A 23,857-nucleotide genomic window follows, 5' to 3' on the forward strand; every position below is an offset into this window, starting at 1 on the left:
CTCAAAAAATATGTTGAGAATTGCTGTTGTGAATTATCTCACACTGAAAATTTTTATGGGCTTGTGTTCCTAGGAGGAGAGCCTTTCCTTTTCTATATTTGGCCTCGCTTAGGGAAGTTTTGGTTGGGCACTATAGGAGCTATAATGTATAAGTACTTGACTGCAGAACCGAAAAAAGTGAAAAAGAAAAAGTCCTTCAAGAAGACTCCTTTCGGTATTTTTATGGAAAATTACATCATGGTTTTGTTTGCCGTGATTGTTCTTGTCCATCTGTTCTAGTCAAATTCTATAGTTTTTGTGGTTAATGCGGCCTTGAGTCGCATTTTTTTTTATCTTTGGCACCATGTTTAAGATTGGCGTTATGGCTTCCGGTGGAGGAAGCAATTTTAAAGCGATTATAGATCGAATTGGCGAGGGCGATCTGGAGGCCCAGTGTAAGTTCCTCATTACCAATAATGGTGGCTGTGGTGCTGTTGACCACGCTAAGACTTACGGTGTCCCCGTGTTCCATATTTCTGGCAAGACCCATCCGGACCAGGCGGAATATGAAGCCGCCCTCCTGGAAGTGATTGACAAGTATGATATCGACTTGTTGATTCTGGCTGGTTATATGAAGGCAATTCCTACCAGCATTTTGAGACGTCTGCCCGACCGTGTGCTGAACATCCATCCGTCTCTGTTGCCGAAGTTTGGTGGTCGAGGCTTCTACGGGCATTTCGTACACGAGGCTGTTCTTGCCGCAGGCGAAACGGAATCTGGTCCTACCATCCATCTGGTATCCGAAGAAATTGACGCCGGTCGCATTCTTGCCCAGCGAAAGGTGCCTGTTATGCCTGACGATACTCCGGAAGTTCTTGCTGCCCGTGTGCTTGTTCAGGAACACGACCTGTACTGGCGTACCATCAAGGAATACGGCGAAGCGCTGGTAAAATAGTTGTCAGCAATCAGTTGTGAGTTTTGAGCTTCAATAATCGCGGCGAAGCCGCCTGACTTTAGCTCGCAGCTCATGGCTCGTAATACACCGCACGTAGCTTATGAAATTTAAACTGCCGGCATTTCTGGATGGAATCGAATCGCCTATCGATGGTGAAGTTGCCCTTCGTGAGAACTTCGCAGGATCCATCATTGCCGGTGTTGATGAGGTGGGTCGAGGGCCGTTGGCTGGCCCTGTGGTTGCCTGTGTTGCCGTTCTCAAATCGCCTGACGCCTTGATTTCGCTGAACGACTCCAAGAAACTGACCCGCCCCAAGCGCGAAGCTATGTTCGAAGCGGTGAAGGAGGCTTGCGCCTGCTATGCCATTGCCAGTGCCAGCGTTGCCGAAATTGATGAAATCAATATTCTAGAGGCTGACTTTTTGGCCATGCGCCGCGCCTTGCAGGCTCTGGGAATGCCTGGTATTCAGGAATCTGCCCCCCAGATCCCCATTGAAGTCAAGGGTTCCTTCGCTGAGGTTTCATCCCTCTCGTCTATATTAGTAGCAGTAGACGGTAACTTGAAGATCCGAGGTATTCCTCAGGATAACCAGCTGCCTATTGTAAAGGGTGACGGCCGTGTTGCCAGTATATCTGCCGCTTCTATCCTGGCGAAGGTGTTCCGTGACCGTTACATGGATGACCTGGAGAAGAAATATCCGGGTTATGGCTTCGACAAGCATGCTGGGTATGGTACCAAGGCTCATCTTGATGCGATCCGAAAGCTTGGCTATACCCCTGAACACCGCATGAGTTTCCATCCCAAGTCTTTGCAGTTGGAACTTCCGTTATAATTTTTATTTGTAAAAGTTTGACTTTTATTTGTTTTGACGGACCCATTTATTTTGTAAGAAATTGTAAATGTTGGGTCTTGGCACCTTCTTTTTTGTATTTTCTCTTTAATTTGTGGTGAAAACTGACATTTTGCCATGGTTTTATGTCTTAATGAAGATGTAAAACTTAAAAAATTTCTATCTTATTGATAGTCAAAGATTTATGTAATCCTTTTTTATGAAGGGAGGCTATTTTGAATAACTCAGTTCCTCTGTTTCAAATGATTGCCCAGTCGGACATCGCTACCATTGTTGTGCTCTGCATTCTTGCAGTCATGTCCTTGGGTTCCTGGGGCATTATTCTGGTCAAGTATGTGGTGAACAAGAAGAATCAGCGGGCCAATGTGGTGTTCTTCCGCAAGTTCATTAACGTTCAGCAGTTTGTGGAACTGCAGACCCTGTGCGAAACCGCCGACGAAAGTGCCCTGAAGAGCCTTACTTCCGAAGTACTTAAGGAAGCTTCCAAGTTCAGTAACTTCGTGAGTTATGACTCCATCCAGCACCGCGCGTCCTTGCTGGAAGATACCATCCAGCGTTCTATCGAAGGTCTGCGCCTGGCCGAAGACCGCTATCTGAGCTTCCTGGCAACCTGCTCCAACCTGGCTCCCTTCTTCGGACTGCTGGGTACGGTCTGGGGCATTATGGTGGCCTTCTTCCAGATCGGTCAGCACGGTTCTGCCGACTTGACTGTGGTGGCTCCCGGTATCGCTATGGCTTTGATTACTACGGTTGGCGGCCTTGTGGTGGCTATTCCCGCATCTGCCGGCTACAACTACTTTACCTCCCATAACGGTCAGAACGAAATTTCCTATTACAACTTTGGTTCCCAGGTGCTGAGCTTATTCAAGCGCGGTGACTTGCTGGCTCTTGAAGAAGTGGCCGGCTAGGAGGCGTCGTGAAGCGCAGTCGCGGTAAAGAACTTAAGCAGGAAATGAACCTGACGAACATGATTGATATCGTGTTCGCCATCTTGATCGTGTTCATTATTTCTGCTCCCCTCATGAGCCAGGGTGTCAAGGTGGACTTGCCCAAGGCCGAGGCTCCGACTATGGAGCAGGAAAAACTTTTGAAGGTTTCCATCACCAAGAAGGAAGAAATCTACATCGCAGACATGATGGTGGATTTCCATAGTTTCAACAACGTGTTCAAGTCTTTGTGGAATGGGGAAATGGCTGTGGTCATTAACTCCGACGAAGAAGTGAAGTACGGCCTTGTGATGAAGGTGGTGACCCAGGTGCAGAAGCTGGGCGTTACAAAGCTTGGCTTCTTGACCATGAACCCGAAAGAAAAACCGGGTAAAAGGTAAGGATTATTTTAGTGAGCGAACGTAAGGAACAAATCCGCTACTTCTCTAGCGAAGGCGATGGAATGATGGTGCGAATCATCATTTGCGCCGTTGTGTTCCATATGGTGATCGCAGGAATTTGTATTGGTATTCACTTTGTGAATTTCAAGCAGGAACCGGAACCCATTCCCGTGTTCGAGATGGTGCAGGTGCAACAGCCTACGAAGGCTCGCCCCAGACCGCCTCGTCCTAAGCCCCCAGAAATTCCGCCTGATCCGCCTAAGGAACAGCCTAAGCCCGACGTGAAACCTAAGCCTGAGCCGAAGCCCAAGGTAAATAAGGAACTTCCGCCGGACATCAAACCCGAAGAAGAAAAGAAGCCGGAACCCGAGCCGGAAGAAAAACCGGAACCGCAGCCGGAACCGGAACCCGAGCCGGAGCCGGTAGATGACTTTGACGTGGATGACCTGGATTTGCCGGCCGCTGTAGAAGCGCCCAGCTTGAATCCTGTGGGTTCTGTTGACATGGACCCGTTGATGCAGGTCTACCTGGAACAGCTGAAACGCATTATCATGGCGAACTTCAATCCTCCCAATAGTTTGTCTGTGAAGAAGAGCGTGAAGACCACGGTGCAGTTTACCATTGACCGTTTTGGTGGCATTACTGGAATTACGCTGAAGCGTTCTTCGGGTAACAAGACCTGGGATCATTTGTCTGTTCGTGCGGTCTCGATTTCCAAGGCTCCGGAGCTTCCGCTTAATTTTAGAGCTCCCAGCTTGACGTTGCATTTTAACTTTACGCCGAATTAATATAGAGGTGTGATCGGATATGATTGAAAAAATCAAGGCTATCTCTAAGTTTCTGTCCTGGGCTCTGGTACTGTTCTTTGCGTACCTGCTGTTTTCCCCGGTCGCAAGCTTTGCTGCCATTGATACCATTGCGGTAGACGTTGGTATTTCGGTGTTCAAGACTATGCCCATTGGCATTGTGCCTTTTACCGAAACCAAGGGTGCCATTGAGTGGATCGAGGAAAAACCTCATCAGATCATTACCCGAGATGCAGAACTCTCTGGACGTTTCGAAGTGATTGCTTCTGACAAGTTCAACTTGGCCTTGTTCAGTAAGAATCGTGCCAAGCACTACATTACCGGTAAGGTGACTCCGGCTGAAGGTGGCAAGCTCCGTCTGGAATGCTTCCTTTATGTGGCTCAGACCAAGGACATGATGCTGGGCGAAGCCTATACTATCAGTCAGCAGGACCTTCGCCGTGCCATGCACAAGTTCTTTGACCAGGTCATTTACCGTTTGTGGGGCGAACGTGGTGTTGCCTCCACCAAGCTGGCCTATGTATCCAAGATCGATGGAGTCAAGCAGGTTGTGGTTTCTGACTACGATGGTTTCCATCGTTCCCAGATTACTCGCGATACGACCATCAGCATGATGCCTGTATGGACCCGCGGCAATAAGGGCTTGATCTTTGTGAACTTCCAGACTCACCGCCCCAAGCTTTATTCCAAGACGTTTGGCGGACCTATTAAGTCTTTGTTCCCTCATCTAGATCAGACGTATAGTCCTGCTGTAAATCCCAAAACTGGCGAATTACTTTTCTCCAGTACCGTAGACGGTAAGACGGATCTGTATATCGGTAATCCTGAAACGGGGAAGGCCAGGAAGTTTGCCTATCTGAAGAGTAACCAGACAAGCCCCGCCTGGAGCCCCTTTGCCAGCGAAGTCCTGTTTACCAGTGACCGTGGCGGTGGACCTCAGATTTTTGTGATGGGCAAGGATGGCAGCGATATGCGCCGCGTGACTTTCATGGGCCGTTACAATGAACGTGCCAGCTGGTCTCCTGAAGGGGATCGCATTGCCTATACTTCCATGGATAATGGCAAGATGAATATTTATACCTGCGCCCTGGATGGCTCTGACATTGTACAGCTGACCAACAACGCAGGCAACAACGAGCATCCCACCTGGTCTCCCGATGGTAAGCTCATCGCTTTCGCAAGTAACCGCAGCGGAAGCTATCAGATTTATATCATGAGGAAGGACGGATCCAACGTGACCCGTATTACCAACTCCGGCGAAAACACCGCGCCTACCTGGTCCTTCTTCTATGAAGACGATAATAAACAATAAACAAAAGAAGGTGCAAAATGAAGAACTTCGTTAAACTCGCCCTGGTGGTTACTACCGCCTCCCTCGCCCTTGTCGCTTGCTCCAAGAAGCAGCCCCCTGTAACGGATCCCGCTGCAGAACAGGCTCCCGCTGCAGAAGCAGCTCCCGCTGTTGAATCTGCTCCCGTGAACCAGGATTCCCTGGCTGCAGAACAGGCTCGCCTTGAAGCTGAACGCCTTGCTGCAGAACGTGCCCGCCTTGAAGCAGAACGTGCCCGTCTGGAACAGCTGATCAACCAGATCATGAGCGAAGACGTCTACTTTGACTTTGACCGTTCCGAACTGACTGAAAAGGCTAAGGAATTGCTGGCTCAGGTTGGCGAACTCCTGATCAAGGAAGAACGCTTCACCATCACTATCGAAGGCCATACCGATGCTCGCGGTACCGAAGATTACAACTTTACCCTGGGTGCAAAGCGCGCCATGAAGGTGAAGGAATTCCTGGCTGCTTACGGCATCGACAACAAGCGCATGGAATCTGTTAGCTACGGTAAGGAAGCTCCCAAGGCTGAAGGTTCCTCTGAAGAAGCCTATTCTCAGAACCGTCGCGCTAACTTCCGCGTGAATATTAAGGACTAGAGCCGGGTGTCGCGAGCAAGCTTGCTTGCTCATGATTGAGGCCAATGAATAATGTGGACTTGAACGTTTATTTTTCGCTGGTTTTATAGCGAGGTGTATATGAAACGATTGGCTTTGGGTATTGCTGTTGTCGCGCTGGCACTCACTGGCTGTAGTCAGGTGACCATGCTCCGCACTCAGGAAATGAAGGCTGTTGGCACGGACGTGCAGACTACCGTGCAGAAGAATGCTGCCTATACCGTAGAAACTCTGGGCGCTCAGAATGATTCCCTGCGTGCAGAACTGGACTCGGCTTTGGCTCGTCTGGAAGCGGCCTCCCTGGCTCAAAAGCGTATGCAGGCTGAAATTACCATGCTTTCTCGTCGAGTGTCCGACGAATCTGAACGCAATGACTCTAGACAGGAAGAAATTCTGTATCGTCTGGACATGCTGTTGGGTAAGTCTGACAAGATCCTTGCCAAGAAGGTTGTGGTCAGCGGCGCTCCGGCTCCTGTTTCTATGGACAGCCTGGAACGCGAAGCTGAAAAGCTTGTGGAAGCGGAAGCCATGTTCAATACTGCCCGCAGCGACTATCACCGTAGCGAATATAAGCTGGCCTACTCCGGCTTTAAGCAGGTCTATGAACAGATGAAGACCGGCGAACTTGCCGAAAATTCTCTGTACTGGATGGCTCTCTGCCTGATTGAAGTAAATCAGATGGATAAGGCCAAGAAGGTTTTCGCCCGTATGTCCGAAGCATTCCCCGATGGTCAGAAGACTTGCCCGGCGATGTTCAAGCTGGCTAGCATCTACAGCGATGAATGCGATATCGATATGCAGAAGCAGTATCTGCAGAAGATTCTTTCTAACAAGTCTTGCGAAACTACCGGCGAGTTCGAACAGGCCGCCGAAATGCTCCAGGAAATCCTGGAAAAGGAAGACAAGGTTAAGGAAGGCGCTCCTGTAGAAGCTTGCGTGCCTAAGGAAGTACCCCTGGAAGCTCAGCCCGTTGCGGAAAAAGCACCTGCCGCAGCCCCCGCTGACCCCTCCGCCGCTCCTGCCGTAGAATCCGCAAATCCCGCCGCGGCCCCCGCACCTGCTGCCCCCGCTGCAAATCCGTAGAATTTTACCTACATAAAAATGAAAAAAGTCCGACGCAGCCCGCTGCGCCGGATTTTTTTTGCCTTAAGGTTTTGAATGGGGTGCGGAAGTGGAATTCGCGTGTGTGGGAGTTTTTTTTCGGGGTTTACTAACCTAATGTCGAATGTAAGAAAGTTTGGTTAGTAAGAAATTAGTTTATATATAGTGTTTTCTTGAAAATTGGAATATATATACTAACCAAACATCGTTTTTTTGTCAATTTGGTTAGTAAGACAAAAACAAAAAACCTCTTCCGTTGGGAAAAGGTATTCGTTTTTTACTAACCAAACGGCGCCTTTGGACCAATTTGGTCAGTAATTTGGTCAATTGGGTGAATGAATCAAGGGTGGAATAGCTCCTCCCTTGCATCATTATCAGAAATTATCGTCTTCTTCGTCGTCGGAGTGACGGATCACTACGCCGCCGATCTTAGCGACTTTATTTTCGAAGTCTTCGTAACCGCGGTCCAGATGGTACACGCGGCTGACGGTACTTTCGCCTTCGGAAATGAATGCGGCCAGAACCAGTGCGGCTGTTGCACGCAGGTCGCTACCCATGATATCGGTACCTTCCAGCTTGGTGCCGCCCTTGATGATGGCGGTGTTGCCGTTCACCTGGATGTCTGCGCCAAGACGCTGCAGTTCTGCCACGTGCTTGAAGCGGTCGTTGTAGACTGTATCCTGGATGGTGCTGTTGCCCGGGATGGAAACGAGAGTTGCCATCAGCGGAGCCTGCATGTCGGTGGGGTAGCCGGGGTAGGGGAGGGTGGTGACGTTGATAGGCTTCAGTTCTACGCCGCGGGCGTCAACCTGAGCCCAGTCGTTGCCCACTTCCACCTTGCAGCCCATATCGCGGAAGGCGTCCAGGGTGCTGGCGATATGTTCGGGGAAGACCTTGGTGACCTTGATGCATCCGCGGGTGATGGCGGCTGCGCAAAGGAAGGTGCCTGCTTCGATACGGTCGGGAATGGTAAAGCACTTGCCCGGACGGAGAGCTTCCACGCCCTGCACGGTAAGGGTGCGGGTTCCGCGGCCCTGGATCTTGGCACCCATGGAGTTGAGGAAGTCCACCAGGTTGTCAATTTCGGGTTCAAGGGCGGCATTCTGAAGAACGCTGGTGCCCTTGGCGAGAGTGGCTGCCATCAACACGTTGACGGTGGCGCCTACAGAAGAAATGGGGAAGTTGAAGTTACCGCCGGGGAGACGTCCTTCACAGGTTGCTTCTACATAACCGCGGGTCAATGTGATTTTTGCACCTAGGGCTTCAAGACCCTTCAAATGCAAGTCCACGGGGCGGGGGCCCCAGGCGCATCCACCGGGGAGAGAAACGCGGCAACGTCCGAAGCGGGCCACCAGAGGTCCCAACACATAGAAGCTGGCGCGCATAGTCTTTACCAGTTCGTAGGGGGCTTCCAGATGGTCGGCACCGCGGGTGTCGATTTTAAGCTGGTGGGATTCACCGCTGATACGGCAACCGATAACGCGGAGCACGTCAGACATGGTCTTCATGTCTTTCAGGTGGGGGACGTTTGTAATTTCGGAAACGCCGTCGGCCAGGAGAGCGGCTGCCATCACGGCAAGCACGGCATTCTTTGCGCCGGAAATTTCGACTTCACCTTCGAGAGGTTTTACCGCCTGGTGAACTTCAAAACGATACATATAAACTATTTCTCCTGATCGTCGTCGGGACGAACTTTGATTTTAACACTTGTGTCGTGAACCACGTAGGTTCTTGCAATCCAGTCATGAAGGGATCTGCGCTTGGGGTCAATCATGACCACCAGATAGCCGATGCCGTAGAACATCAAGGTGAACTGGGTGAAAAGGCTTGCCACATAACGCAATGTGCTGAGAACCCAGCTAACCTTTGCGATTCCGCTGACGGTACTGATGCTGTAGGCGGGTTCCACATGGATCTTGAACAACTTCTTGCCGGGGGTGGCGGACTTTATTGCGGTAAAGACGATGAAGTAAATGCCCTGCACGATACCCCAGATGGATAGGAACAGATGGGTGCCGGGGGCTTCCAGGATCTTGCTCATGGCGTCTTCGGCGGTGGGGTCTGCGATGTAGGCGTTCATTGCTTCGGAAATGGCGTTCAGGTCGGCCAGCTGCATTGCGCTCAGGACCATGAGGATGACGATTCCGAATGCAGAAAGGATGAGGTTGTCGACAAAATAGGCGGCGGCGCGGACGAAGAATCCGGCGTAGCGCTTGGAGGCCTTATGTTCTGCCAGGATGGCTTCTAGGGCTGCCTTGATTTGCTCTTCGTCGGAAAGGACGGAACCTTCTGCGGATTCCCCCTTTTCAAAAAGGTTAGCATTGTTCTTTGCTTCTTCCGTATCTTCCCAGCGGACCCAGTCCTTCATACCTGAGTGCCATACCAGAGTCTGGGGCTTTACCGTTTCGGATTTGACAAGATCCATTAATTCATCGATAGAATAAGGACCCTTGCGCCTGTCTCCGTCGGTTATGCTTTCATCAATATAATACCAAATCATACTGGGTACAATGTAGCAAAAAAAGCGGATATTGTCGGGCGTAGTAGGGAAGCCGAAATTTTGAAAAAAAACTAAATTGGGGGCTTATGATGAATTTTAAGGTTGGCCAACGCTACGTAAGTCAATCGGAACCTGCTCTGGGACTCGGCATAGTCACGGAAGTTCAGGACCGTATTGTGAAGATTTCTTTCCCTGCTGTGAATGATGTTCGTCTTTACCGTTCCATGGGTGCCCCGGTGGACCGTTTCCTGCTTGCCGTGGGTGAAACTGCGAAGAGCGAAAAGGGTGTTTCCTTTACGGTGGAAAATGTGGTGGAAGTGGATGGGCTGGTGGTCTATGAAGGTCGCGCCGGTCGTTCCATGAAGGAATCCGAACTGAATGGCAAGATTTCCATTGCTAGGCCCGCCGACTTGTTCCGTGCCCTGCAGGAAAACCGCATTTCCGATAGCGACCAGTTCCTCCGCCGCGAACAGTCCATGAAGCTGTATTGCAAGTGGCAGTCTTCGCCGGTACGCGGTATGATTGGCCCCCGTGTAAGCCAGATTCCCCACCAGTACTATCTGTGCCAGCGCGCCTGTTCCAGCTCCGCTCTGCCCCGTCTGATGCTTTCTGACGAAGTGGGCCTGGGTAAGACTATCGAAGCCGGCATGATCTGGCATGCCCTGAAGGCCCGCGGACGCGTGACCCGTACCTTGGTGATTGTTCCCGAAACTCTGAAGCATCAGTGGCTGGTGGAAATGAAGCGCCGCTTCAACCATCTGTTTACTTTGGTGGATGAAGGCTACCTGAAGGGCTTGTTTGTGGCTGACGAAGACGATAAGCCCAATCCGTTCTCCCAGGCCAACGACATCATCTGTTCCATCGACTTCTTGATCAAGCAGCCGGCCCTGATCGAAGACTTGCTGAAGGTCAAGTGGGACATGACCATTATCGATGAAGCTCACCACCTGGTTTGCGAAGATGGATTTACCAGCCACGAATACTTGCTGGCCAATGCGGTGATCCAGCGCTCCAAGGGTGTGTTGCTCTTGACCGGTACTCCGCTGCAGTTCCATCCGGAATCCCAGTTTAACCGACTGAAGATGTTGGACCCGGTCCGCTTTGCGGATTACAATAATTTTATCAAGGATCAGGATGCGTACCGCAAACTGGTGAATGAACTGAACAAGTTGCCTACCGATCCTGGTCAGCAGATGAGCTGGGACGACCTGAACGAAATTGTTCCCAAGAAGTCCATGATCCGCCCCTGGCTTGAACAGGAAAGCGCCAAGTCCATGTCTGCCGATGAATGGATCCGCCGTATCGTGGATGCCGTGGGTACTGGCTCCGTGGTGTTCCGCAATACCCGTAAGGGCGTGGGCGGATTCCCCAAGCGCGTGTTGGACGAAATCCCGTTGGAACCTAACGAACGTTATCGCGAAATGGTGAACGTGGCTGCCGAGAACGACCTGGATATGTCTACGGACATTCAGGAAAACGGTTTGCTTTGCACCAGCTACTCCGATGCCTGGTGCATGGACGAACGCTATGTGTGGTTGAAGCAGTTCCTGAAGGAACATAAGGACGACAAGGTCCTGCTGATTTGCGAATCCATTCAGGTGGTTCTTGCTCTTGAGACCTTGCTGACGGAATACATGGGCGAAGGCGCCTTCTCCATGTTCCATGAAAATATGACCATCATGGCCCGCGATAAGGCCGCCGCAAACTTTAGCCGTGAAAACGGCGCTAACCTTCTGATCGCTTCTGAAATAGGTTCCGAAGGCCGTAACTTCCAGTTTGCCCATCACTTGATCTTGTTTGACTTGCCGCTGGACGCTTCCTTGGTGGAACAGCGTATCGGTCGACTGGACCGCATTGGCCAGACTGAAAACATTATCATCCATGTGCCTTACGTAAAGGGTTCCGGTCAGGAAGTCATGTTCCGCTGGTACCACAACGGCTTGAATGCTTTCGGCACTCCCATGATGAGCGGTGGCGAACTGTTCCTGAAGTACACCGACGAGTTGATTGCCGCCTTGGCAGAACCCCAGGAATTCCTGCAGCACTTCATGGACAATGTCATTCCCCAGGTGAAGAAGGATTGCGACACCATGCGCAAGAACATCGAGAAGGGGCGTGACCGCTTGCTGGAATTCAACTCCCGCAATCCGGCGAAGGCAAAGGAAATTACCGACGAAATCCAGCGCGTGGATGCTGAACCTGAACTTGAAACTTTGGTGTTCTCTTCGTTGATGAACCGCGGACTTGAAATTGAAAAGAGCAAGATTCCGGGTTGCTATGTGGTGACCATGGGAACTCAGGTGGAAGCCGGTTCTGTGCCGGGGATGCCCGAATCTGTGGGCGGTGTGCCTGGTAGCAGTGGCGGTGGCGGACGTGTGGTCCAGAATGTGGGCGACTTCTCTGAAGGTGGTGGCGGTGACGAAGATGCTCGTTACTCCGATGCCTCCAGCCTGACCGTTACCTTTGACCGTAATGTAGCCATGATCCATGACGAAGTGGATTTTGTTAGCTTGGAACATCCGCTGTCTCAGGGTGTGATTGACTTTGAAACTACTTTGGACAATGGCGCTGTGTCTTGCAATATGTGGCAGAACTCCGGTATGCGCGGCCTGCTCATGCAGTACAACTTTGCTGTAGACTTCTCCATTTCTGAAGAATGGGGCGTGTCTGACATTGCGGGTCCCAAGTACATTAGCGTTCTGGTGAACCCCAATGGCGAAGACTTGTCTAGCAAGCTTGAAGATCTTGCCAAGGCTACCTTTAAGGATGTGGCCGTGCCTCAGGGAAATCCGGCTGTGAACATGACTCTGAAGTACTTTGGTAAGGAAGGCTTGGCTATTGCCCGTCGTGAGGTGACTGCCAAGGCTAAGGAACTTGCCGAACAGGCTGCAGAAGCTGTGGAAGCTCGTGCCGAACAGGAATACCAGCGCATGAACCACTTGCTGACTATGCGTGGCAAGGCTGGCAACAACGAACAGTTGAAGCAGCTCCGCAAGAATGCCCAGGAATGGAAGAAGATTATTTCTAACCCGCAGCTCCGCCTGGATGCCATCCGCCTACTGGTCTGCAGATAATAGGTATGAGGAATGAGGTCGGGCCTTGCGGCCCTCTGAGGCATGAGGTCAACCGGGAAAGAATTTTGAGAGATGTAAAGAGATTTGTAATTTAACCTGAAAGCGAGCGACGCGAGCGACCTGATACCTCAAAGCGAACGTAGTGAGCGACCTGAAAACTGAAAGCACCAAAGGTGCGACCTGAATATGAGTGAATTAAGAAAGAACATTTTGAATGAAGCCCACCGCATTGTGGTAAAGATTGGTTCCCGCATTCTGGTGGATTCCGAAAAGGGTGGCGTCCGTACCCGCTATATCCAGAAGCTGGCTGATTCCGTTGCCCGCCTCATGGAAGCCGGCAAGGAAGTGGTGATTGTGACTTCCGGTGCTGTGGGTACCGGCATGAGTCAGCTGGGCTATAAGGAAAAGCCTACGGTCATTGCTGAAAAGCAGGCTTGCGCTGCAGTGGGTCAGATTGACTTGATGTACGCCTACCGCGAAATGTTCCGCTGGTGCCAGCTTTCTGTGGGCCAGATTCTTTTGTCTGCAGATGACTTCCGCGATCGCGGCCGTTACAAGAACTTGCAGAACACCATCAAGGCCATGCTTGCCCGTAAGATTGTTCCTATCATCAACGAGAACGACTCCCTGGCTGTGGCTGAAATCAAGGTGGGCGATAACGATAAGCTGTCTTCTGACGTGGCCCTGTTCCTGGATGCAGACTTGCTGCTGATCTTTACGGACGAAGACGGTCTCTTTGACGATAATCCCAAGAAGAATCCCAATGCCCGCCTGCTGCGTTTCGTTCCCGAAATTACTCCCGCTGTTCTCGCTCTGGCTGGTAAGCCCGGCGAAGCCGGTTCTGCTGTAAGTACCGGCGGTATGCGCAGTAAGCTTGAAGCTATCCGTAATGTAACCAAGAGCGGCTGCAATGCGTTCCTGGCTTGCGGTATGCGCGTGCTTCCCCACGAAGTGATTCTCGAACAGGCTGAAGGTACTTTATTTGTAGGCTCCAAGAAAAAGTTGAACAGCCGTCAGCGTTGGCTCAGCTTTATTACCACTCCCCGCGGAAGTGTCGTGGTGGACGAAGGTGGCGTAAAGGCCTTGCGCGAAAAGCATTCCAGCCTGCTGCCCGTTGGTGTTGTCGCTGTGAAGAAACATTTTGACAAGGGCGACCTTATTGAAGTCCTGAGCGAATCTGGCGAAGCTGTGGCCCGCGGTGTCGCAAAGTTCGATAGTGAAACTTTGAAGCTTGTACTCCACAAGAAGACTTCCGAAATCCATGCCTTGCTGGGTAAGGACGTTGCCGACGAACTGGTTCACAAGAACGACCTGGTGGTGTTTTAATAAGAGAGTTGAATTATGGCAGAAGATCAGAACTTAGACGAATTGGCCGAAGAATCGGCGGAACTCCCGAAAGTTGAAAGTCAGGAAGATCTGGCTCGCATTATCCAGGCATTGGTTTTTGCCTCTACTGATGTGGTGACTTTGAAGAAGCTTCGCGAAATCCTGGGCGACTTCCTGGATGCTCGCCTAGTGTCTGACGCACTTATTGCTGCCAACGATTCCCTGAACAAGATCAATTCACCTTTTGAAATTGTGGAACAGGCCGGTGGTTATCGCTTCCGTACTCGCGCCAAGTATTATCCTTGGGTCCGCAAGTTGTTCCCCGAAGCAAATGCCCGCCGCTTAAGCCAGGCTGCACTTGAAACTCTCGCTGTGATTGCTTACCAGCAGCCCATTACCAAGGCGGCCATTGAACAGGTTCGTGGCGTGTCTTCTGTAGATGGCCCGATCCGTAACTTGCTGGATAAGGGTTTCATCGCCCTGGGTTCCCGCGCCGAAACTGTGGGTAACCCTTACACCTACGTGACCACCCAGGAATTTATGAAGTACTTCGGAATCAACCGCATTCCCGAAGACTTGCCCCGCCTCCGCGAATTTAGCGAACTTCTGGAAGCCGGCGCCCTGGTGCCTCAATACGCCAAGCCTGAATCCATTGCCAACGATGAACCTCAGGAACCTGAGGATAATCCGGATCAGGTTGAACTTTCTATGGGAGATCTGTAATGGCCTGCACTCCTTTAATGCAACAGTATTACGATATCAAGGCCCAGAATCCGGGCTGTATTCTGTTCTTTAGAATGGGTGACTTCTTTGAACTTTTTGAAGAAGACGCTGTTATCGCCTCCAAGATTTTAGGCATTACCTTGACCAGCCGCAATAACGGTGCATCTGGAGCCACACCCCTTTGCGGATTCCCTCACCACGCCGCTGAACGTTACGTTCCCAAGATGGTGGCCGCAGGCTATCGAGTGGCTATCTGTGAACAGGTCGAAGATCCTAAACTGGCCAAGGGTATCGTCAAGCGCGACATTGTTGAAATCATCAGTGCCGGTACCGCTATGAACGAAGCTAACCTGGATGCTAAGGAAGCAAATTACCTTTGCGCCTACATCCCTGCGAAGGCTGCCGTTGCGGAAACCGTCGACGGAAAGTGTGCCGACTTGGCCGCCTTTGCCATCGCCGATGTGACTACCGGTTATTTGGCCACAAGTAAAAGTTCCATTCAGGCTTTTGAATGTGAATTCTGCCGCCGCATGCCCAAGGAAATCGTTGTTCCCGAAGGAACCGTGATTCCCGATGGTGTCATGGATTTGGTAAAGTCCGAAAATATTCTGGTGACTGAACTGCCCGCTTTCCAGTTCGGTGAAGAGGCTGCCCGCGATACGCTGTTTAGCCATTTCAAGGTGGAAGCTCTGGATGGCCTTGGTCTTGATGGCCGCCCCGAAGAAACTTCTGTGACTGGGGCCATGCTCCAGTATTTGATGTTCCAGAAAAAGTCTGAGCTGTCTCATTTTACGGCTCTGGAAATTTTGAATCTGGATGACTACATGACATTGGATCCGTCCACCTTGCGTAACCTGGAACTGGTGCGCCCGCTGAACGCCGATGACATGAGCAGCACCCTTTGCTATGTGCTGGACTTTACCGTTACTGCCATGGGTGGTAGAACTTTGAAGGACTGGGTGAGCCATCCGCTGATTTCTGTAGACCGCATCAAGGCTCGCGAAGAAGCCGTCGATGAACTGGTGAACAATCCGGTAGCCCTTGACGAGTTGAAGGAATCTCTCACTTCTATTCTGGATATGGAACGCCTGATGGGCCGCGTAGGCTCTGGCCGTGCCAATGCCCGTGACCTTGCGGGTATGGGCCGCTCCCTTTCTCAGGCCGCCAAGGTGGCCGATGTTCTGGAAGGTTTGCGTTCTCCCATTTTCGAACCCATGCGTGAGGCTTTGATCCGCGCCCAGGGCAGGGGAGAGGAACTTCTCAACCAGTTTAACGAAGACTTGCCCTTGACTGTCCGCGAAGGCGGCATGATCCGCGAAGGCGCCAATGCAGAACTGGACGCCATGAATGCTGACATTAAGGATAGACGTCAGTGGATTGCGTCCCTTGAAACTCGCGAAAAGGAACGTCTTGGAATTCCCAGTCTTAAGGTGGGCTACAACAAGGTTTTCGGTTACTACATCGAAGTGACCCGCGCCGCCATGGCCAAGGCCACCAATCCTATTCCCGACGAATATATCCGTAAGCAGACTACGGTGAATGCCGAACGTTACATCACTCCGGAAATGAAGGAATGCGAATCCATCATCAGCAATGCCGAAGTGAACATTCACGCTCTGGAATACAAGATTTTCTGCGAACTCCGCGACCGCGTCAACTCCTGGCGTGCAGAACTTCAGGAAATCGCCAACGCCATTGCCCGCGTGGATACGCTTTACAGTTTTGCCCGCGCCGCCCGCAAGTACAACTATGTTTGCCCTGAAGTCTTTGAAGGTTCCGGCATCGAAATCAAGGGTGGTTTCCATCCGGTGATCGTTGCGGTAAATCCTGACCTGGATTTCATCAGCAACGATGTAACGCTTTCTCCCGAGGCGACCCGGCTGATGCTGATTACTGGCCCCAACATGGCCGGTAAATCAACTTACCTGCGTCAGACTGGCTTGATTGTCCTGATGGCACAGATCGGTTGCTTTGTGCCTGCGGAAAGTGCCCGCATTGGCGTTGTGGACCGTATCTTTACCCGCGTAGGTGCCAGCGACCGCCTGAGCCGAGGCCTTTCTACCTTCATGGTGGAAATGATCGAGACTGCGAACATCCTGCGTAACGCCACCGCCCACAGCCTGGTGCTGCTTGACGAAATCGGCCGCGGTACCAGTACCTTCGACGGTCTCTCCATCGCCTGGGCCATCGTGGAGACTTTGCACGACGAGCCGGCCCGCGCTGCCCTGACGCTCTTTGCAACTCACTACCACGAATTGACTGGCCTGGTGGAAGACCTTGAACATGCTGGCAACTACCAGGTGGCCGTTCAGGAAAAGGGCGATAAACTCTTGTTCCTCCATAAGATTCTCGAAGGGGCTTGCGACTCTAGCTACGGTATCCATGTGGCAGAAATGGCAGGCCTTCCCAATAACGTGCTGCGCCGTGCCCGCAAGATCTTGCTCCGCCTAGAAAAGCACAAGATCGACCCCAGCGACGAAGCCGCCAACAAGAAACTGAAGGAAAAGCCCCAGGTGGACCTGTTTGCAACCCCTGTAGACGAATCCGCCCAGCTTCTGAAGGAAGAAATCCGCCGCCTCCGCCCCGAAGAAATGACCCCCATGCAGGCGCTCCAATACCTGATGGACATGAAGGACCACTACGGGAAATAGCGTAGAGCGTAAAGGTTAAAGGGAAAAGGTTTTTGCATATCCTGCAAACACCTTTTCTTTTACAAAGAATGTGTGGCAACTGAAAAAATTGCTATTAGTTGTTGTATGATCGATTTCGCTGCATTACAGGACTACGTTTTCGAGGATCGGGTTTACGATTCCAATATCCACGGATTGGCCCATTGGCGCCAGGTGGAGTTTAACGGACTTTTGTTAGCTAAAAAGACCAAGGCCGATGTCACTGTGGTTCGTCTGTTTGCGCTCTTTCATGATTCCAAGCGGGAAAGTGACGGCTACGATAGCAAGCATGGCGGCCGCGGGGCTGAATTTGCTCTAAAATGTCGCGAAGAAAAACTGTTCGAAATTACGGACGAACAGTTTGAAAAACTGTATCACGCCTGCAAGCACCATACTACGGAACGTAGTAGCGGTGACCCGACGATCGATACTTGCTACGATGCCGACCGTCTGGATTTGGGCCGCGTAGATTTTCTTTTGGATCCACAAAAAATGGCGACCTCGGCGGGCGCCCTTATTGCAACCAAATCCCGCAAGGAAAACGTTCCGACGCAAAAAATGCGAGATTGGTTGCTTCGATTTGAATTCTAGTTACTTTTCAATCCAGCCGTAGCGACCTTCGAACTTGGTTTCGCTCTTGATCACCTGGAAAGTACAGCTGACTTCTACGCCGGCGTTCTTGGGCAGGGCGGCCACACCTACTGCGGTGCGGGCGTGCTTGCCGTTATCACCCAGAATCTGTACGGCCAGTTCGCTGGCTCCGTTCAAAATTGCGGGCTGTTCCTTGAATTCCGGGTTAGACTGCACAAAGCCCTGGAGCTGAACCAGCTTCAAGGTTTCGCCGTCCTGCAGTAAGCTCATGGCGGCGGCAAGGTTGTTCAGCAGGCAGATGGCTGCGCCTTCCTTGGCCTTTTCCGGAGAAAGGGCGTCGGGCACAATGCCGGTGTATGCAGAAAAATCACCGTTCACGGAGGGCAGCTGGCCCGACACGAAAATCACATCGCCTGCACGAGTGGCGGGTACGTATGCGGCCAGAGGGGCTGCAACGGCGGGAAGGGTCAAACCCAGTTCTTCGACTTTCTTAACGATGTTCTGCATAAGGATCTCCTTGACTTTTACCTCTAAATAATACAAACTTTCCTTTTCTGAGTTTTTCTTTTTCTTTATAAAGTTTGCTTTTTTTTATTTGCGGTTCCCCATAAAAAACTCATAGAAAAAGGCGAATCTTTCGATCCGCCTTTTCTATAGCTCTTGTTGTAGGAATACCCAGAAGATTTACTTCTTGGTGCCTTCCATCAGTTCGATGGCCAACTTCTTCATGTTGGTGAAGTCCCACTTGCCGGAACCCAGCTTGGGGATGCTGTCCACCTTGAATACGGAACCGGGGATCATAAGGGGCGGGATGCCGGACTTACGGATGTTGCGGGATAGTTCTTCGACGTCGAACTGGCCGTTTACCAGCAGCACGATTCGTTCGCCCTTCACGGAGTCAGGAACTGCGGTGACTGCGAATTCCATGCCTTCCAGGAGCTTGGTTTCGGCGAGGCGCAATTCCACGGCGGTCAGGGAAATCATTTCACCGCCCAGCTTGGCAAAGCGGCTGTAGCGACCGAGAATCTGTACGAATCCGTCGGGAGTGTGGGTGCCCTTGTCGCCGGTCTTGTACCAGCGGCGGCCATCCTTTTCGAAGACCACGCTTGCGGTCTTTTCGGGATCCTTCAGGTAACCCTTCATGACCTGGGGACCGCTGACCACGATCATGCCCTCTGCGGTGGGTTCCAGGAATTCGTTGGTTTCGGGATCGATAATGGCGGTGATGGAACCAGGGATGCCGAGGCCGATACTGGAGGTATCGTTGCACTTGCCCATGGTCAGGAAGTCATCCAGCAACACGTTGGGTGCGTTCAGGGTGGCCAAGGGGGAGAGCTCGGTACAACCGTAAGCTTCGTAGATGTCCTTGCCGAATTTCAGCTTGAAGGCTTCGCGCATTTCGGGGCGGAGCTTTTCGGCACCGGCCACGATGTAACGCAGGGAGTCCAGACACATGGGGTGGACCCAGCGGTTGATAACGATGGCGCGCAGGAAGGTGGGGGTACCCATCAGGATGGTAGTCTTGTACTGGGCACAGACGCGAGCCAAAGTCTTGATGTCGGTGGGATCGGGGCAGAGCACCATGGGAACACCGTTCAGCATGGGTGCCATGAAGGTCATGGTAAAGCCGAAGGAGTGGAACAGCGGCAAGAGGCAGGTCATGACATCGCCACGATGCATCTTGATGATGTAGTCCATCTGCTGGGCGTTGGAGACGATGTTCTTGTGGGTCAGCTGAACGCCCTTGGGGGTACCTTCGGAACCCGAACTGAAGAGGATCAAGGCATCGTCGTTAGGCTTTGCGGAAGTAAACCACAGGAACTTGAGCCACTTGGCGGGGAGGAACTTGATCTTTGCGGCATCGAGTATTCTTCCGATGGAACCCAACTTTTCTTCTTCGTCGTCAAGATAGATCATCTTGCAACGGTTGGCGATTTCTTCGAAAGCGGGGTTCTTGCTGGAAAGCTTGGTCAAGAAGGCGCGGGTGGTGACCACCGTAGAAATTTCGGCCTTTTCGATACAACCCAACACAGTGTCTACGGGGGCGGTATAGTTCAGGTTGACGGAGGTCTTGCCAGTGCCGAGAATAGACATGATGCCTAGGGCGGCGTCACGGCTGGTGGGGAGCATAAAGCCGATGTGGCGTTCTCCCTTGGAAACGGAACGGATTTTGCCGCCGAAACGGTGGCAGAGGCGGAGCATGCCGTGGCCGGAAACGTGTTTGCCTGCAGGGTCGATGAGAATGGGACGGTTGCGGCGTTTGCGCATGGCCCTGAACCACAGCGGAACGATGGGCTTGGAGTGATCCATGGCTACGTTCCACACGTCGGCGCTCAGTGCCTGCAAGTCGGCGCGGATCTGTTCTTCGGTTGCCGTTTCGGTCAGAGCCTTGGAGAAGCCTACGCTAACGATGCGGTTGTAATATTGGGGGCGGTTGACGCATTCCGAGGCGTGGCTGTAGCGGCTGCCCCAGAGACCCTGAATATAGAAGGGAATGATCTGTGCGCCGGTATCTTTGACGGCGGCGGAATAATCAAGAGTAAACTTTGAAATAAACGGCGACTTGGAAACTTCACCTTCGGGGAAGATTACCACCACTTCTCCATTGAGCAAGGCCTGACGGATTTCTTCCATGGCGGGCTTGGGATCGCGGCGGTTAATGGGAATCAGGAACTTGCCGTGGAACAGCCAGCGCTGGTACCAGTCCGCAAAGGTATTTCTGTTGCTTGCGATGCGGAGGGGGCGCGGGCTTGCCATCTGGAGTACTGCCCAGTCGATGTAGCTGAAGTGGGGGCCGACTAGAAGGGCGGGGCCACTTTCGGGAATGTTCACGCTTCCCTTTACCATGATACGGTAACGGAAAACATAGCTGAAAGCAAAGCGGAGGCCAGCTCGCAGAAGTGTCATGGGATTACTCCGCAATGTTAGGATGAAGGTGATGATGAACATTACAGACAGAATCAGGAAGCAGTGGTAAATCTGACAGTCGGTAAAGATGAGGAGCAGTGTCTGACCGCCTGTGAGTACTGTAAGAACAATCATCTGGATCATGTTGGATACAGAATGAATTCGTCCTGCCGTGTTGGTCTTGGCCAGATTCTGGGTTGTTGTTCTAAGAATGACAAAGGCGGCACCAGTGCTGATTCCAAGAATGCTGTAGAGGATGCCCTGCAGCCAGTCAATATGAACGAAGGGAATCAGGAACATGACCAGAGCCGATGCGATTGCGGCAAAGGGAATGATGCCTGTTTCTACGAACCCCTTGGAAGAACGACTTGCCATGACGGCGCCGACGATAATACCTGCTGCAGTCAGCGTTACTGTAAATACAAATCCTGCCAGGGTCAGGCTGAAAGCGTTGTTAGCGCTGCCGCTGGACATGTGCTGTGCCAGAAGCATCAGAATCTGGATGACACCCCAGAAGGCAGAAAGACCGAGAATGGCCAGGCGGGCGCTGGGAATCTTCCAGGTGGCGGTAAAGACGCGACTTGCGGAACGATACTTGATGGACTCGTCGCGGCGTCCCACGCGGACAAAGAAACTGAAAATGGTTGTGGCGACGGAGGCGCCCAGGTAGATAAAGAGAATCTGATTGAAACCGATAAAACCGAGGTAGGCGGCCAGTGCAACTCCCAGTACGTAGTAAATCATGAACCAGGCGTTTGCCTTTACAAGATCGCTTCCGTCAAAGACTTTCTGCATGGCGCTGAGTCGGGCTGGCACATGGAGCGCATAGCCGATGCCGTAGACTCCAACTAAGCCAAATGCAACCCAGTTGCAATCCGTAACGTAGCAGACCGAAATGGCGATAAGGGCTGCTGCTGCAATGATGCTGGACCAACCCATGGCTCTGCTCTCGGATTGCTTGCTCACAAAGTAGCTTGCAATGGGCATCATGAAGATGCTGGGCACGAACATCCCCACCTGCAAAAGCAGACTTCTCCAGAGGAACGCAGTATCCTGGTAATTGGCACTGAGCCAGGCCTGGAAGTGAACGAAGATTCCCATCTGGGTAAATGCGCCGAAGAATACGGCGAAGAAGAAAGGAATAGCTCCGTGGTATTTATACAGTTTCATAAAAACTCGAGGTGGGTGTTTATTTCTTTTTGAAGACCTTGGCGAAACAGAACGCGCAGAGGGCTATGATGGCTGTCCAGGAGCCAATCATGAAAATGAGACCGCCGGTAGTGAGTTCCATTGTTAGACCTCCATGTTTGACGAACGTTCAGTGTCGGAATTTCCCACAGACATGTTCTGTTTGTGGTGGTTCTTGGGGGGCTGGTCTGCGGGATCACCCTTGCGCCAAGCAAAGTAGATGAGCACGTTCAAGAGAATGGTCAGGACCAGCAAGAAAATACGGATGCCCCAGGTAAAGGAAATCTGACTCATTTCGCAACCCAGGAAAGTGACCATGGCGTCTGCAGGTACGTTCTGCAGGCTGACTACGGCCCAACCGTCGTGGATCAGCCAGGCGACCAGCACTACGGCCAAGTAGATCGGGCATACAAATCGGATAATGAATCTGAAGAACTTGGGAAGCTTGATGGCGGCACCTTCGTTCATCAGGGCGAAGGCCTCGCTCTCCGGATTGCCGTTTTCGTCCTTGACGGTTGCGGACTTGCGTCTGCCCAAGACAATGGAGAAGACGATTGCCTGGATGGTGCCGATAAATACCAGCAGGAAGCTGCCTCCCCAGAAATCGAATTCATCTACGGCACCGGCTGCAAGACCGAAGATGCCTACGAGACCGCCCAGGAAGGTTACGATACTGACAGATGTGATTGCGCCCTTGCGGGTCTGCTTCAAGTCGTCTTCGCAGAAACTGATCAGGGGCTGGATAATGGAGATGGCGCTAGTGACGCCGGCAATGAACAGCATGGCGAACCACAGAGTCTGGAAGAATCCGCCAAAGGGCAGCTGACCGAATACGAAAGGCATGGTCTGGAAGCCCAGGCCGAAGGTTCCGAGCTTTGCGCATTCTTCGATGTTGTTGCCTGCAATAAGAACGGCCATGGGAATCACGATGGTGCCGCCCAGGATGATTTCTGCAAAACCGTTGGTGGCGCCTGCGGTAAGAGACGAGAGAACCAGGTCTTCCTTGGGTCTGAGGTAGCTGGCGTAGCAGAAAACGATACCCATGCCCAGACTCATGGTAAAGAACACCTGACCAGAAGCGGCGAGCCATACCGTGGGGTTGGTAATTTCAGACAGGTTCGGATTCCACACAAAGGCGAGACCCTTACCGATGCCGTCAATTGTCAGAACGCGTCCCACCAGAATCAAACCCATAATCAGCAAAATTGGCATGGTAATCTTGTTGACTCGTTCGATACCCTTGCGCACACCGAAGGAAAGCAGTGCCATGTTGCAGGCGAAAGTAATCAGGAAGAAAACGATGGCGGCAGGGAAGGGACCCAGCTGGGTGTTCAGCATAATATAGTTGCCGAAGAATTCCTTCATGGGGCCATATCCACCCTTAACCACATCCATCAAGATTCCGGTTGCAGAATAATAGGTGAATGCCAGAATCCAGGACTGGATGAACATATAATAGAAGGTAATGAACAGCGGAGGCAGAATGCAGAGGGAGCCCAAGTGCTTTGCCCAGGGTTTCTGACCTAGAATATAGTGGAAACCGCCCGGAGCCGTACCATGACGCCTACCGCCGGCAGCGCGGCCCAGAGTCCATTCCATCCAGGACAGAGGAATTCCCAAAAGCAGGAATGCTATCAGGTAAGGGATGATAAAGGAGCCGCCGCCATTTGTTGCAGCCTGAACGGGGAATCGTAAAAAGTTTCCTAAACCAACGGCAGAACCGGCAACGGCGAGAATAACGCCAATCTTTGAGCCCCAGTTGTCTCTAGAATTGTTCATCGTATATGTCCCTAAATAAATTTGGGGTTCAATCTAGAAAAATGTGCCTCTTGTCACATTTAGGTAATAGCTACGTATGCGTTTTTGTAGTGAAATATTGCCCCTTTTACAAGTGTATACAAGATTTGCGTAAAA

General features: G+C 51.8%; 19 protein-coding genes. 14 read left to right on the top strand and 5 right to left on the bottom strand.

Annotated elements, in window-relative coordinates; genetic code table 11:
* Positions 1-144 precede the first annotated feature (144 nt).
* The 9 genes from BUB38_RS16855 to BUB38_RS05185 all read left to right on the top strand — a co-directional run bounded on the left by BUB38_RS16855 (position 145) and on the right by BUB38_RS05185 (position 6,947).
* The gene (locus BUB38_RS16855) at positions 145-279 is read left to right on the top strand and encodes a hypothetical protein (protein WP_254917597.1); all 135 of its coding nucleotides are present in this window, start codon (positions 145-147) and stop codon (positions 277-279) included.
* A gap of 64 nt (positions 280-343) precedes the next feature.
* A complete protein-coding gene (gene purN / locus BUB38_RS05150; protein WP_073158047.1) occupies positions 344-934 on the top strand; it encodes a phosphoribosylglycinamide formyltransferase in 591 nt (196 codons plus the stop codon).
* A 100-nt stretch (positions 935-1,034) separates the two neighbouring features.
* Positions 1,035-1,766: a ribonuclease HII gene (locus BUB38_RS05155; RefSeq protein ID WP_073158049.1), complete on the top strand. Its 732-nt coding sequence runs from the start codon at positions 1,035-1,037 to the stop codon at positions 1,764-1,766.
* 233 nt (positions 1,767-1,999) lie between these two features.
* A complete protein-coding gene (locus BUB38_RS05160) occupies positions 2,000-2,692 on the top strand; it encodes a MotA/TolQ/ExbB proton channel family protein (RefSeq protein WP_139258260.1) in 693 nt (230 codons plus the stop codon).
* Between the two features lie 8 nt (positions 2,693-2,700).
* The gene (locus tag BUB38_RS05165; RefSeq protein ID WP_073158055.1) at positions 2,701-3,111 is read left to right on the top strand and encodes an ExbD/TolR family protein; all 411 of its coding nucleotides are present in this window, start codon (positions 2,701-2,703) and stop codon (positions 3,109-3,111) included.
* A gap of 11 nt (positions 3,112-3,122) precedes the next feature.
* A complete protein-coding gene (locus BUB38_RS05170; protein WP_254793676.1) occupies positions 3,123-3,899 on the top strand; it encodes an energy transducer TonB in 777 nt (258 codons plus the stop codon).
* A gap of 19 nt (positions 3,900-3,918) precedes the next feature.
* Positions 3,919-5,229, top strand: a complete 1,311-nt coding sequence (locus BUB38_RS05175) for a translocation protein TolB (RefSeq protein ID WP_249269310.1) — start codon at positions 3,919-3,921, stop codon at positions 5,227-5,229.
* Between the two features lie 17 nt (positions 5,230-5,246).
* Entirely contained in the window at positions 5,247-5,846 is a 600-nt protein-coding gene (locus tag BUB38_RS05180; protein ID WP_073158058.1) for an OmpA family protein, read from the top strand.
* A 99-nt stretch (positions 5,847-5,945) separates the two neighbouring features.
* Complete coding sequence (locus tag BUB38_RS05185; protein ID WP_249505810.1) at positions 5,946-6,947, top strand: tetratricopeptide repeat protein; 1,002 nt, start codon at positions 5,946-5,948, stop codon at positions 6,945-6,947.
* A gap of 392 nt (positions 6,948-7,339) precedes the next feature.
* On the opposite strand, the gene murA is transcribed toward BUB38_RS05185, so the two are convergent.
* Together murA and BUB38_RS05195 are read right to left on the bottom strand one after the other, a co-directional pair.
* Positions 7,340-8,623, bottom strand: a complete 1,284-nt coding sequence (gene murA, locus BUB38_RS05190) for a UDP-N-acetylglucosamine 1-carboxyvinyltransferase (protein ID WP_073158062.1) — start codon at positions 8,621-8,623, stop codon at positions 7,340-7,342.
* A gap of 5 nt (positions 8,624-8,628) precedes the next feature.
* Positions 8,629-9,465, bottom strand: a complete 837-nt coding sequence (locus BUB38_RS05195) for an RDD family protein (protein WP_073158065.1) — start codon at positions 9,463-9,465, stop codon at positions 8,629-8,631.
* A gap of 86 nt (positions 9,466-9,551) precedes the next feature.
* On the opposite strand from BUB38_RS05195, the gene rapA reads away from it, so the two are divergent.
* From rapA to BUB38_RS05220, 5 genes are all read left to right on the top strand, one after another.
* Entirely contained in the window at positions 9,552-12,539 is a 2,988-nt protein-coding gene (gene rapA, locus BUB38_RS05200; protein ID WP_073158068.1) for an RNA polymerase-associated protein RapA, read from the top strand.
* 186 nt (positions 12,540-12,725) lie between these two features.
* A complete protein-coding gene (proB, locus tag BUB38_RS05205) occupies positions 12,726-13,865 on the top strand; it encodes a glutamate 5-kinase (protein ID WP_073158072.1) in 1,140 nt (379 codons plus the stop codon).
* A gap of 15 nt (positions 13,866-13,880) precedes the next feature.
* Positions 13,881-14,588 (top strand): SMC-Scp complex subunit ScpB, encoded by a 708-nt coding sequence (scpB, locus tag BUB38_RS05210; protein ID WP_073158075.1) that lies wholly within the window; start codon positions 13,881-13,883, stop codon positions 14,586-14,588.
* A 17-nt stretch (positions 14,589-14,605) separates the two neighbouring features.
* Positions 14,606-17,239, top strand: coding sequence for a DNA mismatch repair protein MutS (mutS, locus tag BUB38_RS05215; RefSeq protein WP_175547645.1), 2,634 nt, complete (start codon positions 14,606-14,608; stop codon positions 17,237-17,239).
* A 105-nt stretch (positions 17,240-17,344) separates the two neighbouring features.
* Positions 17,345-17,848, top strand: coding sequence for an HD domain-containing protein (locus BUB38_RS05220; protein ID WP_073158081.1), 504 nt, complete (start codon positions 17,345-17,347; stop codon positions 17,846-17,848).
* On the opposite strand, the gene BUB38_RS05225 is transcribed toward BUB38_RS05220, so the two are convergent.
* From BUB38_RS05225 to BUB38_RS05235, 3 genes are all read right to left on the bottom strand, one after another.
* Positions 17,849-18,355, bottom strand: coding sequence for a RidA family protein (locus BUB38_RS05225; RefSeq protein ID WP_073158084.1), 507 nt, complete (start codon positions 18,353-18,355; stop codon positions 17,849-17,851).
* A 177-nt stretch (positions 18,356-18,532) separates the two neighbouring features.
* The gene (locus tag BUB38_RS05230) at positions 18,533-21,925 is read right to left on the bottom strand and encodes an MFS transporter (protein WP_083541945.1); all 3,393 of its coding nucleotides are present in this window, start codon (positions 21,923-21,925) and stop codon (positions 18,533-18,535) included.
* Positions 21,926-22,048: 123 nt separating this feature from the next.
* Positions 22,049-23,722 carry a sodium-dependent transporter gene (locus tag BUB38_RS05235; protein WP_073158086.1) on the bottom strand — a complete coding sequence of 558 codons (1,674 nt, stop codon included), beginning with the start codon at positions 23,720-23,722 and terminating at the stop codon, positions 22,049-22,051.
* Between the last annotated feature and the right edge of the window lie 135 nt (positions 23,723-23,857).

This window comes from Fibrobacter sp. UWH5 (assembly GCF_900142505.1).
Classification (GTDB): Bacteria; Fibrobacterota; Fibrobacteria; order Fibrobacterales; family Fibrobacteraceae; genus Fibrobacter.

Excerpts from the sequence above, each read along its gene's own strand:
- BUB38_RS05180 (WP_073158058.1), top strand. The coding sequence starts at position 5,247 with ATGAAGAACTTCGTTAAACTCGCCCTGGTGGTTACTACCGCCTCCCTC.
- BUB38_RS16855 (WP_254917597.1), top strand. The coding sequence starts at position 145 with ATGTATAAGTACTTGACTGCAGAACCGAAAAAAGTGAAAAAGAAAAAG.
- BUB38_RS05230 (WP_083541945.1), bottom strand. The coding sequence starts at position 21,925 with ATGAAACTGTATAAATACCACGGAGCTATTCCTTTCTTCTTCGCCGTA.
- rapA (WP_073158068.1), top strand. The coding sequence starts at position 9,552 with ATGATGAATTTTAAGGTTGGCCAACGCTACGTAAGTCAATCGGAACCT.
- BUB38_RS05220 (WP_073158081.1), top strand. The coding sequence starts at position 17,345 with ATGATCGATTTCGCTGCATTACAGGACTACGTTTTCGAGGATCGGGTT.
- mutS (WP_175547645.1), top strand. The coding sequence starts at position 14,606 with ATGCAACAGTATTACGATATCAAGGCCCAGAATCCGGGCTGTATTCTG.
- BUB38_RS05185 (WP_249505810.1), top strand. The coding sequence starts at position 5,946 with ATGAAACGATTGGCTTTGGGTATTGCTGTTGTCGCGCTGGCACTCACT.
- BUB38_RS05155 (WP_073158049.1), top strand. The coding sequence starts at position 1,035 with ATGAAATTTAAACTGCCGGCATTTCTGGATGGAATCGAATCGCCTATC.
- BUB38_RS05225 (WP_073158084.1), bottom strand. The coding sequence starts at position 18,355 with ATGCAGAACATCGTTAAGAAAGTCGAAGAACTGGGTTTGACCCTTCCC.
- scpB (WP_073158075.1), top strand. The coding sequence starts at position 13,881 with ATGGCAGAAGATCAGAACTTAGACGAATTGGCCGAAGAATCGGCGGAA.
- BUB38_RS05235 (WP_073158086.1), bottom strand. The coding sequence starts at position 23,722 with ATGAACAATTCTAGAGACAACTGGGGCTCAAAGATTGGCGTTATTCTC.
- purN (WP_073158047.1), top strand. The coding sequence starts at position 344 with ATGTTTAAGATTGGCGTTATGGCTTCCGGTGGAGGAAGCAATTTTAAA.
- BUB38_RS05195 (WP_073158065.1), bottom strand. The coding sequence starts at position 9,465 with ATGATTTGGTATTATATTGATGAAAGCATAACCGACGGAGACAGGCGC.
- proB (WP_073158072.1), top strand. The coding sequence starts at position 12,726 with ATGAGTGAATTAAGAAAGAACATTTTGAATGAAGCCCACCGCATTGTG.
- BUB38_RS05175 (WP_249269310.1), top strand. The coding sequence starts at position 3,919 with ATGATTGAAAAAATCAAGGCTATCTCTAAGTTTCTGTCCTGGGCTCTG.
- murA (WP_073158062.1), bottom strand. The coding sequence starts at position 8,623 with ATGTATCGTTTTGAAGTTCACCAGGCGGTAAAACCTCTCGAAGGTGAA.